The sequence below is a fragment of the Streptomyces sp. NPDC051315 genome (assembly GCF_044455165.1).
Lineage (GTDB): Bacteria > Actinomycetota > Actinomycetes > Streptomycetales > Streptomycetaceae > Streptomyces.
In genome coordinates this window covers 21,573-34,585 of sequence record NZ_JBITEN010000013.1, presented here as the reverse complement: position 1 = coordinate 34,585, position 13,013 = coordinate 21,573, and the positions used below count along the sequence as shown (strand labels likewise).

Here is a 13,013-nt window from a genome sequence, read left to right as displayed (position 1 = left end):
CTGCGCCGTACCGATGCGGCCGGCCGCACGAATGTGCCCCGCTCACCTGGAGATCCGTTGTGACGGATGCTCGTGGTCACGGCCGCGGGATGATCACCGGCGACCGCCGTGGCCACACCTTGGCAGAGTGAACCCGTCCGGGGCGATGATGTGCCGCGGCGGAATTGCGCCGTGGCGGCTTCCCGCCACACACGGCGCGGCGGTCAGGGAGGACGGCACCGGATGCTGGGAGCGATCGGGCTCGACGAGACGCACGAGTCGGCCTATCGGGCGTTGGTGTCCGTGGGCGCCGCGGACGTACCGGATCTCGCGCGCCGGCTGGCCCTCGGCGAGCGGGACACCGAGGGCGCGCTGCGCCGGCTGGAGCGGCACGGGCTGGTGGCGCAGTCGTCGGGGCGGCCCGGCCGCTGGGTCGCCGCGCCGCCCGGCGTCGCGCTGGCCGCGCTGCTCACCCAGCGGCGGCACGAGCTGGAGCAGGCTGAGCTGGCGGCCGCGCTGCTCGCCGAGGAGTACCGGGCTGCGGCGGCCGAGCCGTCGGTGCACGACCTGGTCGAGGTGGTGACGGGCGCCGCGGCGGTCGCGCAGCGCTTCCTGCAGATCCAGCTGGGCGCGAGCGACGAGGTGTGCGCGCTGGTCACCGGCACGCCGGTGGCCGTGACGGGCGTGGAGAACGACGCGGAGGAGCAGGCCGCGGCCCGTGGGGTGCGCTACCGCGTCGTCCTCGAGCGGGCGGTCCTCGACCAGCCGGACGGGATCAGGGAGCTGACCTCCGCGCTGGGCCGGGACGAGCAGGTGCGGGTGGTGGACCGGGTGCCGACGAAACTCGTCGTGGCGGACCGCTCGCTCGCCCTGGTGCCGCTGACCGGCCGCTCCGGGGAGCCGGCCGCGCTGGTGGTGCACGCCAGCGGGCTGCTGGAGCTGCTGTCGGGGCTGTTCGAGTCGGTGTGGCGGGAGGCGCTGCCGCTGCGCCTCGGCGCGGCCGGCGTCGTCGAGCAGGGCCCGGACGGCCCCGACGCCGCCGACCTGGAGATCCTGTCCCTGCTGCTGGCCGGCCTGACCGACGCGAGCGTGGCGAAGCAGCTCGACCTGGGCCTGAGGACCGTACAGCGCCGGGTGAAGCGGCTGATGGAGCTGACGGGTGTGACGACCCGGCTCCAACTGGGCTGGCACGCGTACGAACGCGGGTGGGTGACGCGGGAGCGGTAGCGGCCTGCCGCGCGCGGCAGGCGGGAGCGGTGGGCCGCGGCGGCCGTGTTGACCTGCGGCTTCCGCTGGGTTCCGGCACGCTGAACAGATGGGAGTGTGGGAGCTCCTGCTGGTCGGGCTGGTCATCCTGCTCGGCCTGTGCGGAGTGCTGGTGCCCGGGGTTCCGGGGTCGTGGCTGGTGTGGGCCGCGGTCCTGTGGTGGGCGCTGCAGGACCCGCAGCCGGTGGCCTGGTGGGTGCTGGTGGGCGCGACGGTCGCGCTGCTCGTCTCCCAGGCGGTGCGCTGGGTCCTGCCGCCCCGCCGGCTGCGCGTCAGCGGCGCCACCCGCCGCATGGCGGTCTACGCGGGCGCCGGGGCGTTCCTCGGGTTCTTCCTCGTCCCCGTCCTCGGCGCCGTCCCGGGCTTCATCGGCGGGATCTACCTCGCCGAACGACTCCGCCTCGGCCGCCCCGGCGCGGCCCGCGCCTCCCTGCGCACGGCGATGCGCGCGGGCGGCACCAGTGTCCTCGCGGAACTGTTCACCTGCCTGCTGATCATGGGGGCGTGGCTGGGAGCGGTGCTGTGGGGGTGACGCGGCGCGGCCCTCGGGGCGGCGCCTACTGCAACGCCGGCGCGTCGGTGAGCAGGTGTTTGCGGCCCCACTCCCCCAGCGGGCCCAGCGCCTCGTTGAGGGACTCGCCGCGGGGGGTGAGGGAGTACTCGACGCGTGGGGGGACCTCGTCGTACTCCTCGCGGTGGACGATGCCGTCGGCCTCCAGTTCGCGGAGCTGGGCGGCGAGGACCTTCTCGGTGACGCCCGGCAGGCCGCGCCGGAGTTCACCGAAGCGGTACGGCCTCTCGTGCAGCGCCCAGAGGATCAGCACCTTCCACTTCCCGCCGATGACGTCCATCGCCGCGTCGATCCCGCACACGTACGCCCCCGGCCGCCGGCCGATCGCCATACCGTCCCTCCCCTGCCTGGATGCTTTCCCGGCGGTAACCACCCACTCGTAAGTACGTACTTGAGCAGGGCGGTCGCCGCGAACGAGCCTAGTGGCCATGACCGACAACACCCCTTCCCCGATCACCGTTCTCGGCACCGGCGCCATGGGCGCCGCGCTCGCCCGCGCCTGGCTGGCCGCCGGGCACCCCGTCACCGTCTGGAACCGCACTCCGGCCCGGGCCGAGGCCCTCGCCGCCGAGGGTGCCACCGTCGCCGACAGCGCGGCGCGGGCGGTGGCGGCGAACCGGCTGGTGGTCGTCTGCCTGCTCGACGACGCGTCCGTCGGTGAGGCCCTCGCGGGGACGGACCTCGCCGGCCGTGACCTGGTGAACCTGACCACCGGCACGCCCGCGCAGGGCCGGTCCCGGGCGGCCTGGGCCGAGGCGCGCGGCGCGCGTTTCGTGGACGGCGGGATCATGGCCGTACCGCCGATGATCGGGGCCCCCGAGAGCGGGGGGTACGTCTTCTACAGCGGTTCCGCCGACTTGTTCGAGGAGCATCGGGAGACTCTCACGGTCCCCGCCGGGGCGGTGTACGTCGGCGCGGACGCCGGGTTCGCCGCCCTGCACGACGTGGCGCTGCTGAGCGCGATGAACGGCATGTTCGCGGGCATCCTGCACGCCTTCGCCCTGATCCGCCGCGAGGACATCGCCCCGTCGGATTTCGCCCCGCTGCTGGTGTCGTGGCTCGGCGCGATGGCTCCCATGGCGCACCAGGCGGCCGCGCAGCTGGAGAGCGGCGACTACGGCAAGGGCGTGGTGTCCAATCTGGCGATGCAGGTCGCGGGCAACGCGACCCTGGTGCGCACGGCGCGCGAGCAGGGGGTCAGCCCGGAGCTGCTGACGCCGTGGATGGCGCTGATGGAGCGCCGGCTGGCCGACGGGCACGGGGAGGAGGACACGACGGGGGTGGTGGAGCTGCTCGCGCGTCCCTGATGTCGTGGCGCCGGCCGGCGCCGCCTCACAACGCCCCCTCCAGCGTGAGCAGCCGGACCTTGCGGTCCAGGCCGCCCGCGTAGCCCGTCAGGGAGCCGTCGGCGCCGATGACGCGGTGGCAGGGGCGCACGACGAGGAGGGGGTTGGCGCCGATGGCTCCGCCGACGGCGCGTACGGCGGCCCGCGGGGCGCCGATACGGGCGGCGATCTCGCCGTATGTCGTGGTCGTCCCGTAGGGGACGGTGTCGAGGGCGGCCCACACGCGTGCGCGGAAGGCGGTGCCCTCGGCGCGCAGGTCGAGGCGGAACTCCTCGAGCTCGGCGGCGAAGTAGGCGGCGAGTTGCTCCTCGGCCGCGCGGAACGGGCCGCGGTCGTGCCGCCACCCCTCCTGGACGGTCCGGCCGCCCTTCTGGCCGGGGACGGACACCGAGGTCAGGGCGCCGTCGGGGGCGGCGGTGAGGAGCAGGGGGCCGAGCGGGCCGTCGACGCTAGTCCAGTACACGGTGTTCCTCCGCTGCGCGCAGATGGTGAAGGGCGTAGGTGCGCCAGGGGCGCCAGGTGTCGGGGACGTCCGCGCCGGGCGGCGCGACATCCGGGTCGCCGAGGGCGCGCGACCGGATCGCCGCCACCGTACGGCCGTCGAGGCCGGGCAGGGCGAGCAGCGCCTCCTGGGCGTCGTCCCGGTCGGCGCCCGGATCGAGGCGTACGGTGCCGTCGGCGAGGGCGGCGGTGAGGACGCCCGGGGCGCCGGTGGGCTCGGCCTCGGCGAGGGCGGCCGGTTCCGGGAAGAGGTGGGTGAGGCCGCCGCAGGGCGCGTCCAGGGTCTTGCCGTAGGCGCGGACCAGGCGTTCGGCCTCCGTGCGGCCCACCAGCGCGCGCACCGCGTACTCCTCCGGGTCGGCGGCGCCCGGCGCGCGCAGTCCGGGCCGGGCGGCGACCAGCGGGGCGAGCCGCGGGTCGGCGCCGAGCCGCGCGTCGACGGCGTAGGGATCGGCGTCGAGGTCGAAGAGCCGCCGCAGCCGCTGGACCGCGGTCGTGAGATCGCGGGGGTCGGTGAGGTGCAGGCGCGCGTCGAGCCACCCGCCGGGGTGGACGGCGCAGGTGGGGGCGGAGCCCGCCCGCTCGCGTACGGCGACGATCCCACTGCCGTACGGCAGGCGGAGCGTCCGGCGGTAGGTGCGGTCGCCCGGCGGGCCGGTCATCTCCTCGACGCCGCCGACGGCCTCCCGTTCCAGCAGGTCGAAGACGGTGGCCGCGTGGTACGGGCCCCGGTGGGCGAGGCGCAGCGGGATCCCGGCGCCGGGAGCGGCCGTGCGGCCCTGGCGTGGGGCGGCGGCGCGCAGCTGGGTCGGGGTCTGCGCGTACACGGCCCGCATGGTGTCGTTGAACTGGCGCACGCTGGCGAACCCGGACGCGAAGGCGATCTCGGTGACCGGCAGACCGGTCGTCTGCAGCAGCACCCGCGCGGTGTGCGCGCGCTGCGCCCGCGCGAGGGCGACGGGTCCGGCGCCGAGCTCGGCGGTGAGCTGCCGCTGCACCTGGCGGGCGCTGTAGCCGAGGCGTACGGCGAGCCCGGCGACGCCCTCCCGGTCGACGACCCCGTCGCCGATCAGCCGCATGGCGCGCCCCACGACGTCGGCGCGCACGTTCCACTCGGCCGAGCCGGGCGTGGCGTCCGGCCGGCACCGCCGGCAGGCCCGGAAACCCGAGCCCTGCGCGGCGGCGGCCGTCGCGAAGAACCGCACGTTGCGCCGTTTCGGCGTCACGGCGGGGCAGCTGGGCCGGCAGTAGATGCCGGTCGTCTCGACGGCGAAGAAGAAGACGCCGTCGAACCGCGCGTCCCTGCTGCGCACCGCCTCGTACCTGCTCTCCTCGTCCATCACGGGTTCCAGTGTTCGCCCGCGACGGGGAGGGTGCTAGCGGAAATCGGACGGGGTGGTGAGGGGCGGCCGCGGGCCGGTGGCCGTCACGCCCACTCCCCCCGCTTGGCCCGCCAGGCCGCACGCCCCTCGGCCTTCTTCCGCTTCCAGTCCTGCCGGAGGCCGGCTCGCGCCCGGGCGTCGGACTTGGCGACGATCCACTGGTTCTCCCGGACGAGCTTGCGGTAGCTGTCCAGCCGCCGCGCCGACAGCTGACCGCTGTCCAGGGCGGCCAGCACCGCGCATCCGGGCTCGTGGAGGTGGGCGCAGTCCTGGAACCGGCAGCCGCGGGCGAGCTCCTCGATCTCCGAGAAGACCTGGCCGACGCCGCCGCCGGCGTCCCACAGGCCGACGCCGCGCAGTCCGGGCGTGTCGATGAGGACGCCGCCGCCGGGCAGCGGGAGCAGGTTGCGGGTGGTGGTGGTGTGCCGTCCCTTGCCGTCCATGTCGCGCGTGGCGCGCACGTCCATGACGTCCGCGCCGACGAGCACGTTGGCGAGGGTGGACTTGCCCGCGCCGGAGGCTCCGAGCAGCGCGGTGGTGCCCCGGCCGAGGACACCCGCCAGCCGGTCGACGCCCTCTCCCTCCAGCGCGCTGACGGTGAGCACGGGCACCCCGGGCGCGCTGCGCTCGACGTCCTCGACGAGGTACGCCAGTGCGGCCGGGTCGGACACGAGGTCGGCCTTGGTGAGCACGACGACGGGCTGGGCGCCGGACTCCCAGGCCAGCGCAAGGAACCGCTCGACCCGCCCGAGGTCGAGCTCGACGGCCAGGGACAGGGCGACGACGACGTGGTCGACGTTGGCCGCGAGGATCTGCCCCTCGGACCGCTTGGAGGAGGTGGAGCGCACGAAGGCGGTTCGGCGCGGCAGGTACGCGCGGACGTAGCGCGGGGTGCCGTCGGCGTCGACGGCGACCCAGTCGCCGGTGCAGACGACCCGCAGCGGGTCGTGCGGGGTGACGAACGCGGTGTCCGCCCGTACGACACCGTCGCCGGTGACGACGTCGCACTGCCCGCGGTCGACCCGGACGACACGGCCGGGCACGAGGCCGCGCCCTTCGTGGCCGGCGAACTCGGCCGCCCATCCCTCGTCCCAGCCGTAGGGGGCGAGGGGGTGCGGGGCAGCCGAGGTGGCCGGGGAATGCGCGGAGGAGCGATCCGTGGCAGAGGGATCCGTGGAAGAGGCATCCACGGAGGAGGAGAGGTTCAAGGGAAACCCTTCACAGGGCGGTCCCGGCGGCGCGCTCGTGGGCGCGAAAGGTGAGAGGTGGTCAGCCGGAGACCGCGGAGGTGGAGTGGACGAACGTCTGGCTGCTGCGGACAGCACCCGCCGTGGCGACAGTCATCGGTCACACCTCCTGGTTCCTCGTCGGGGTGGTGGCAGTGGCCCGGAGGCCACCGCGGGAAGCGGGCTCATCCTAGGAGGGCCGCGCGCACGGGCGCGACCGTTTTTCATCCGGGCACGGTTCCCACCGCCAGCACATTGCCCTCGCTGATGTAGCCGTCCGGGTCGTCCAGTGGGTGGAGGGGGGAGGCGGGGTCGGTGAAGCGGTGCCATTCGTCGCTGAGGCCCAGGCCGAGGGCCTGGTGGGCGATGCGGGCGCAGGCCGTGGCGTAGAAGTCGCGGGCCGCGGGGGTGAGGGGGGCGTAGTGCTCGATCAGGACGGTGTGCTGGCGTACGTCGGCGAGTCCCGCCTGCCGGAGGTGGCGGTACAGGTCGCGGGTGCGCAGGAGTTGGCGGGCGTAGCCGGGGGCGGCGCCCGCGGTGCGGAAGAAGTCGGTGAACAGGTGGGGGTCGGCGGGGCGGGCGGTGATCAGGTGGGCGTCCAGGTCCTTGACGGCGATCGTGCCGCCCGGACGTACGACGCGCTTCAACTCGGCCAGTACAGCGGAGAGTTCTGTGTCGTCGAGGTACTGGACGGTGTTGGCGCACCAGGCCGCGTCGAACGTGTCGTCCGGGTGGGGCAGGTGGCGCAGGTCGCCCTGGCCCACCTCGACGGGGCAGGGCAGCCGCCCGTCGCGGGCGCGCTGTTCGGCGAGGCGGGCGTTCTCCGGGGCGAGGTCGACGGCGGTGACGCGGCCGGTCCCGGTGACGCGGGAGGCGAGGTGCGGGAGGTAGTCGCCGGGGCCGCAGCCGGCGTCCAGGACGTGCTGTCCGGGGCGCAGGCCGGCCGCGTCGAGGAGGCTCAGGTAGGTGTGTTCGCAGGCGCGGAAGTGGGTGTCGACGACGGTGTGGTGGGTGAAGCCGAGGCCGGTCGAGGAGGTGTGGCCCCACTGGCGGTGGTCGTCGGTGCGCATGCGGTGTCTCCGATCTCGGTGAGGAAGGCGTGCAGGGTCCGCACGACGGCCTCGGGGGTCTCCAGGGGTGCGAGGTGGCCGGTGCCGGTGAGGGTGACGAGGCGTCCGCCGGGGAGGGTGCGGGCGAGGTGCCTGGCCTCCTCGGCCGGGACCAGTTCGTCCTCGTCGCCGGCGATGACGACGGCTGGTGTGCGGGCGCCGGCCAGGACGTGGGTGGCGTCGGGGCGGGCGGCGATGGCGAGCTGGGACCAGGCCAGCGCGGCGGGGTCGGCCGCCTCGACGTCGGCCCGGACGCGGGCGAGCACCCGGGGGCGGCTCGCGCGGGTGGTCGCGCCGACCAGGCTCGGGGTGGTGTGGGCGAGGAGCGCCGGACGGTGCTCGGCGTCCTGGACCAGGTGGGCGAAGCGGCGCCGCTGGGCGGCGGTTTCGGGGCTGTCGGCGGTGGCGCGGGTGGCGAGCAGGGCGAGGCCCGCGACCCGGTCGGGGAAGCGGCGCAGGAAGGCCATCGCCGTGTACCCGCCCATGGAGCATCCGGCCAGGACCGCCCGGTCGATGCCGTGCCCGTCGAGGGTGCGGGCGAGGTCGTCGGCCACGACGTCGAGCGAGGGCTCGGCGGTGCCGAGGGGGGTGGCGCCGAAGCCGCGCTGGTCGACGGCGAGGACGGGGTGGCCGAGGGCGCGCAGGGCGTCCGCGGGTTCCCGCCACATGGACGCGTCGAGGGAGAGGGCGTGCAGGAGGACGACGGGGAGGCGGTCCGCGGTGGTGGTCATCGGTTCGCTCCCGCTTCCGCCGCCGTGATGAACCGCCGGACGTGGTCGGGCAGTCCGGCGCCTCGGGGCCAGGCCAGGGTGACCGGGGCCGGGGGCAGGTCGGGGACCGGGATCACGCGGATGCCCGGGGGTGCGATGTCGGCGAGGGAGATCAGGGACAGGTGCACCGCCGCGCCCGATGCCACCAGCCGCATCATGTCGGGGATGGCGGTGACCCGGTGGCGGCGGCGCAGGGGCCGGCCGGCGGGGGTGCGCCGGGGCACGACCTCGTCCCAGACGTAGGCGGGGAGGTCTCCGGGCCGGTCGAAGCAGTCGTAGGCGGCGAGGTCCTCGACGGAGACGCTGTCGTGGGCGGCGAGCGGGTGATCCGCGGCCACGACGACGGCGCGGGCGTCCTCGGCGAGGGTGCGGCTGGTGACGAGGTCGGGTTCCCGGACGGCGAACTTGGCGGTCATCACGTCCAGCCGTCCGGTGCGCAGGGCGTGGAAGGGCGCGGCGATGTCGTACTCGGACAGGTCGACGGCGGTCTCGTGCCAGCCGGCGCGGCGGATGATGCGGGTGGCCACGTGGGGTGAGCCGTGGTAGCCGAAGCGGATGACGCGCCGGCCGGCGGCGGGGCGGGGGACGGTGCGGGTGGCTTCAGGCATGGTCGGCCTCCTGGGTCAGCGCCGCGGCGGCCCTGAGCCGGCCGGGCAGGTGGGGTTCGGGGACGGCGCGCACCCGGACGGCGGGCCGGGGCAGGCCGACGATGCGGGGCACCCGGTGCAGGGTGAGGTGGTCGCCGGGGGCGATCAGGCCGTCGAGGACGGCTTCCACGAGCAGGTGGTTGAGGTGCACCAGGGCCTCGGCGACGCCGCATCCGGCGGTGGCCAGGTACACGCCGTGGCGGGCGGGGGCGCGGCCGGGCCGTGGGGCGCCGGGCACGCCGATGTGCTCGGCGGGAGCGGGCGGGAGGCCGGCGGGGGCGTGGAGGAGTTTCAGCAGGCGGCGCAGGGAGGCCGTGTCGGCGGCGGGGCCGGGCGCGGTCCAGGCCGTGCGGTGGCCGTCGCCGACGTGGGCGAAGGCGAAGCGGTCGCGCAGGTTGCGGGGGTTGCCCGCGAGGAAGACGGTGCGGGTGAAGGAGGCGCGCCAGGCGGCGGCCGGGCCGGGCGGCAGGCCGAGGGCGAAGGCGCAGGTGTCGCGGGCCCAGTGGGCCAGGTCGAGGTCGCCGATCACGACGACGACCTGCGCCTGTTCGTCGGCCGGCTCCTCGGCGGTGATGTGGTGCTGGGCGGCGACCAGGCCGTCGTGCGTGGTGAGGTCGTGCCGGGCGCCGAGGCCGGGGCGGGCCGAGCGGATCCGGGCGGCGGTGTGCTCGCGCAGGGCGCGCTGGGTCGAGGTCATAGGAACACCGTGGTCAGGAGGTCGAGGGCCGGGGCGGCGCGGCGTCTGCCGAGCAGGCCGGCGGTGAGCCGGTACGGGTCGACGTACGTGTGGTCCTTGCGGTGCGGTGCGAGGCGTTCCGCGAGCGGGCGCGGCTGCTCGGGTTCCGCCGTCTCCAGGAGGCGTTCGGCCCGTCGGAGGCACTGGGCCAGCAGGTCGGCGCGGAACGACTGCTGCCGGCCGGGGCCCAGTACGGCGATGAAGTACAGCCGCATGCCCAGGCGCACCGCGGCCGGGTCGTGGCCGGCGGCGGCCTTCAGGAGCGCCCCGGCGTGCAGGTCCTGCCAGCCTCCGTGACGGGCGGAGCGGATCTGCCCGTCGATGGGCACCCGGCCGATCGGCACCCGGCGGACCCGGGGGCCCAGCGTGGTCAGGACGCGTTCCAGGAGCTGGTAGTCGGGGTCGAGTTCGCCGTCGTAGAGCAGGACGACCTCGTCGAAGCCGGCGGCCAGCGGCAGGAGTTCGCGCAGGGCGCAGGCCAGGTAGTTGGGGCGGCCGTCGGGGGTGACCAGGCGGCGCAGGGGCAGTCCGTGGCGGGTGGGGTCCAGGTGGACGGGGCCGCCGACGGCCCGCTGGTCCAGGCACATGCCGAGGTCGGCGAGGCGGTCGAGGGCGGCGTCCAGGCCGAGGCCCGGGGGCTGGTGGCGCAGCAGGCCCGGATCGTGCAGGCCGAGCCGGGCGTAGTGCCCGCTCCAGAGGGTGAGGACACGGGTGGCCGCGGGGTGCACCCAGCCGTGTTCGGCCGCCTCGGCGTAGGGACGCAGGGCGTGCGGCGCGGGGCGGGGTGCGGCGCGGAAGGCGACGTACAGGTCGCCGATGTCCTCCTCGGTGAGGTCGTCGTAGTCGGTGTCGCCGCGGGTGCGGTCGAGGAACTCCCAGAAGCCCAGGGTCTGTTCGGTGGGGTGGTAGGTGGTGTGGCTGTAGCGGTAGGTGACGTGGGCGAGGGGCCGGGTGGCCCGGTACATCACGTCCGTCCACAGCAGCCCCTTGAGGTGGCTGGGGGTCAGGGGTTTGGACGGGGTGACGGTGACGGGGGCGAGCAGGACCCGGTGGGCGGGCGCGGCGGCCGGGGACGGTCCGGTGCGCTCCGCGGCGAGCGCCGTCATACGGGGGCTCCTTCCGCCGCCGCCTCACGGGGGGCCTCTTCCTCCGCCGCCTCCCGGGGGCTTCCTCTCTCCGCCTCCCCGCGGGCCGCCGCCTCCGCCGCCGCGACCCGGTGGACGAGGGTGGTGCGGTCGGGCGGGACCGGTGTCCGCGCCGGGGCCGGTGCGAGCCGGACGCGGGTGCCGAACGCCTCGCCGGCGAAGGACTCCGCGGGCGGGGTGAGCGACATCAGCATGCGGGTGACCTGCCGCCAGACCGTGCCGTCGGTGCGGGCGGCGGCCGCGATCCGCTCGGCGGTGTCGTCGGCGGGGACCGGCGGCGCGGTGTCGTCGACGGCGGCCCGCCAGCGTGCGATGCGCCGCTGGTCGGCGGCCGCCGCGTGCTCGTACCAGGGCGTGAACACCTCGTACGTCATGAGGGCCGCGTTCCGGCGCTGGGCGAGGGTGATGTCGGGCTGCTCGGCCAGCAGGTCGGCGAGGCGGAAGACGTGGTCGAGGGCGAGGGACATGCCGCGCCCGAACAGCGGGTTGGTGACGCAGGCCGCGTCGCCGACCGGGAACAGGCCCGCGACCGGCGGCTGCCCGGGGCCCGCCGTGCCGCGCAGGGTGTTGGGCGGGCTGGTGATCGCGCGCACGCCGGAGATCGGGGTGCTCGCGTCGTCGTCGAGCCAGGGGGCGAGCCACGGGGTGGCGCGGGCGGCCGCGGTGAACCCGGCCTCGGTGCGCAGCGGGCGCAGCGCGGGGTCGCCGGGGAGGGTGGCGAGGGCCACGGAGAAGGTGTGGTGGTCGCCGGGGTGCAGGACGCCGGCGTAGTGGCCGAAGATGTCGCCCGCCGCGTTGCCGCGGTTCAACGGGCCCGGCAGGACCGGTGACGCGAGGCGGTAGAAGCGGGTGTAGCCGGTCAGGCCGGAGGGGCTGGTGCGGTCCGGGGCGATCGGGACACCGGCGTCGGCGAGCCAGGTGCGGGACAGGGCCCTGCGGCCGGTGGCGTCCAGGACGAGGTCGGCGGGGATCCGCTCGCCGGTGGTGGTGAGGACGGCGCGGACGCGTGGGGTGCGCCGGTCCAGTTCCAGGGCGGCGACGGCGGTGTCGTGGCGGACGGTGACACCGGGCAGGGCCCGGACGGCGCGGTGGAGCAGCAGCTCCAGGCAGGCGCGGCGGCAGCCGAGGGCCACCAGGTCCTCGTCGCCGGGCCGGCGCGTGCGGTCGCCGGCCGTGGCGGGCAGGGCGTCGGTCAGGTCGAGGAGGGCGGCTCCGGCGGCCCGGGCCTCGGCCAGGAGGCCGGGGGCGCGCTCGCGCAGGACGCGGACGCCGAGCGAGGTGAGGGTGTGCGAGTGGTGGGCCTGCGGCACGGTGGGGCGCTCCCAGCGGGCGATCGCCTCGTCGAGCGGGCCCTCGGGGGGTGCGGACGCGCGTTCCAGGACGAGGACGCTCAGCCCGAGCCGGGACAGGGCCAGGGCGCCGGCCAGCCCGGCGATGCTGCCGCCCGCGATGACTGCGGTCGCCATGTCAGCGGCGCCTGCCGTGCACGAAGAACACCCGGCGCACCTCGCGTTCGGAGCGGGGTGGCACCGGGTCGGGCCAGCGCCCGAAGTCGGCGCCCTCCTCCCCCGGCTGGACCGCCCGCACGTCGAAGCCGTACGCGTCGAAGAGGGCCTCCGGCTCGTCGGTGCCGAACAGCCAGGGGCAGCCCCAGCCGGCGAACACCTCCAGCAGGCCCCGCATGCCGGGCAGGGTGAGGGCGGCGGCGTTGACGACGTCCGCGGCGATGCGGCTGCCCGGGGCGCAGACGGCGGCGACCTGCTCCAGGATGCGGTGCACGTCCGGTTCGGGGATGTAGTAGAGGAGCCCTTCGAGGAGCCAGGTCGAGGGGACGGCCGGGTCGTAGCCCGCGTCCTGGAGGCGGTCGGCCCAGTCGGGGTCGGTGAGGTCGACGGCGACCTTGTGGTGGCGGACGCGGGGCTCGGCGTCGCCGAGGCGGTCGTCCTTGTAGGCGAGGACGGAGGGCCGGTCGACCTCGAACCAGCGCACCCGGTCGGGCCAGTCGAGGCGGTGGGCGCGCGAGTCCATGCCGGCGGGGGCCAGGACGATCTGGGTGGTGTGCGGGTCCCGGGCGGCGTCCTGGAGGTAGTCGTCGAAGAACCGGGTGCGGATCGCGTTGTAGTCGGGGGTGCTGGGCAGCGTCCGTCGCCGGCCCGGCGGGAAGGTGGCGGCGACGACCTCGGCGAGCAGGTCGGGGCCGATGTCCCCGGCGAGCCGGTCCGCGAACGGGTCGGCGTACAGGCGGTCCGGGCGGCGGGTCTCGGCGGCCCGCAGGGCGGCGGTGAGCAGCGCGGTCCGCTCGACGGCGTCGAGTCGTGCGGTCATGGGGGTGTCC

The 13,013-nt window shown here is 75.9% G+C and carries 14 protein-coding genes; 3 read left to right on the top strand and 11 right to left on the bottom strand.

Features of this window, described 5'->3' with window-relative positions; all coding sequences use genetic code 11:
• Positions 1-222: 222 nt before the first annotated feature.
• Together ACIBBD_RS24215 and ACIBBD_RS24210 are read left to right on the top strand one after the other, a co-directional pair.
• Positions 223-1,206, top strand: coding sequence for a helix-turn-helix domain-containing protein (locus ACIBBD_RS24215; protein ID WP_399421587.1), 984 nt, complete (start codon positions 223-225; stop codon positions 1,204-1,206).
• 88 nt (positions 1,207-1,294) lie between these two features.
• The gene (locus ACIBBD_RS24210) at positions 1,295-1,777 is read left to right on the top strand and encodes a DUF456 domain-containing protein (RefSeq protein ID WP_399421586.1); all 483 of its coding nucleotides are present in this window, start codon (positions 1,295-1,297) and stop codon (positions 1,775-1,777) included.
• Positions 1,778-1,802: 25 nt separating this feature from the next.
• Here the strand turns inward: ACIBBD_RS24210 and ACIBBD_RS24205 are convergent, their stop codons facing one another.
• A complete protein-coding gene (locus ACIBBD_RS24205) occupies positions 1,803-2,147 on the bottom strand; it encodes a winged helix-turn-helix transcriptional regulator (protein ID WP_399421585.1) in 345 nt (114 codons plus the stop codon).
• 97 nt (positions 2,148-2,244) lie between these two features.
• Here ACIBBD_RS24205 and ACIBBD_RS24200 point away from each other — a divergent pair, with 97 nt between their 5' ends.
• Positions 2,245-3,123 (top strand): NAD(P)-dependent oxidoreductase, encoded by an 879-nt coding sequence (locus ACIBBD_RS24200; protein ID WP_399421584.1) that lies wholly within the window; start codon positions 2,245-2,247, stop codon positions 3,121-3,123.
• Between the two features lie 25 nt (positions 3,124-3,148).
• Here the strand turns inward: ACIBBD_RS24200 and ACIBBD_RS24195 are convergent, their stop codons facing one another.
• The 10 genes from ACIBBD_RS24195 to ACIBBD_RS24150 all read right to left on the bottom strand — a co-directional run bounded on the left by ACIBBD_RS24195 (position 3,149) and on the right by ACIBBD_RS24150 (position 13,003).
• Positions 3,149-3,715: a methylated-DNA--[protein]-cysteine S-methyltransferase gene (locus ACIBBD_RS24195; RefSeq protein WP_399421583.1), complete on the bottom strand. Its 567-nt coding sequence runs from the start codon at positions 3,713-3,715 to the stop codon at positions 3,149-3,151.
• Positions 3,612-5,003 (bottom strand): bifunctional transcriptional activator/DNA repair enzyme AdaA, encoded by a 1,392-nt coding sequence (locus ACIBBD_RS24190; RefSeq protein ID WP_399421769.1) that lies wholly within the window; start codon positions 5,001-5,003, stop codon positions 3,612-3,614. Before ACIBBD_RS24190 ends, ACIBBD_RS24195 begins: the two co-directional genes overlap by 104 nt.
• 86 nt (positions 5,004-5,089) lie before the next feature.
• Entirely contained in the window at positions 5,090-6,235 is a 1,146-nt protein-coding gene (rsgA, locus tag ACIBBD_RS24185; RefSeq protein WP_399421581.1) for a ribosome small subunit-dependent GTPase A, read from the bottom strand.
• A 260-nt stretch (positions 6,236-6,495) separates the two neighbouring features.
• Positions 6,496-7,341, bottom strand: coding sequence for a class I SAM-dependent methyltransferase (locus tag ACIBBD_RS24180; RefSeq protein ID WP_399421580.1), 846 nt, complete (start codon positions 7,339-7,341; stop codon positions 6,496-6,498).
• Entirely contained in the window at positions 7,230-8,111 is an 882-nt protein-coding gene (locus ACIBBD_RS24175) for an alpha/beta fold hydrolase (RefSeq protein ID WP_399421579.1), read from the bottom strand. The genes ACIBBD_RS24180 and ACIBBD_RS24175 overlap by 112 nt, the downstream gene beginning before the upstream one ends.
• Entirely contained in the window at positions 8,108-8,758 is a 651-nt protein-coding gene (locus ACIBBD_RS24170) for a LysR substrate-binding domain-containing protein (RefSeq protein WP_399421578.1), read from the bottom strand. Before ACIBBD_RS24170 ends, ACIBBD_RS24175 begins: the two co-directional genes overlap by 4 nt.
• Positions 8,751-9,494, bottom strand: a complete 744-nt coding sequence (locus ACIBBD_RS24165; RefSeq protein ID WP_399421577.1) for a DUF6182 family protein — start codon at positions 9,492-9,494, stop codon at positions 8,751-8,753. The genes ACIBBD_RS24170 and ACIBBD_RS24165 overlap by 8 nt, the downstream gene beginning before the upstream one ends.
• Positions 9,491-10,639, bottom strand: a complete 1,149-nt coding sequence (locus ACIBBD_RS24160; protein ID WP_399421576.1) for a hypothetical protein — start codon at positions 10,637-10,639, stop codon at positions 9,491-9,493. Before ACIBBD_RS24160 ends, ACIBBD_RS24165 begins: the two co-directional genes overlap by 4 nt.
• Entirely contained in the window at positions 10,636-12,144 is a 1,509-nt protein-coding gene (locus ACIBBD_RS24155) for an NAD(P)/FAD-dependent oxidoreductase (RefSeq protein WP_399421575.1), read from the bottom strand. The genes ACIBBD_RS24160 and ACIBBD_RS24155 overlap by 4 nt, the downstream gene beginning before the upstream one ends.
• A gap of 1 nt (position 12,145) precedes the next feature.
• Positions 12,146-13,003, bottom strand: coding sequence for a class I SAM-dependent methyltransferase (locus tag ACIBBD_RS24150; protein ID WP_399421574.1), 858 nt, complete (start codon positions 13,001-13,003; stop codon positions 12,146-12,148).
• Between the last annotated feature and the right edge of the window lie 10 nt (positions 13,004-13,013).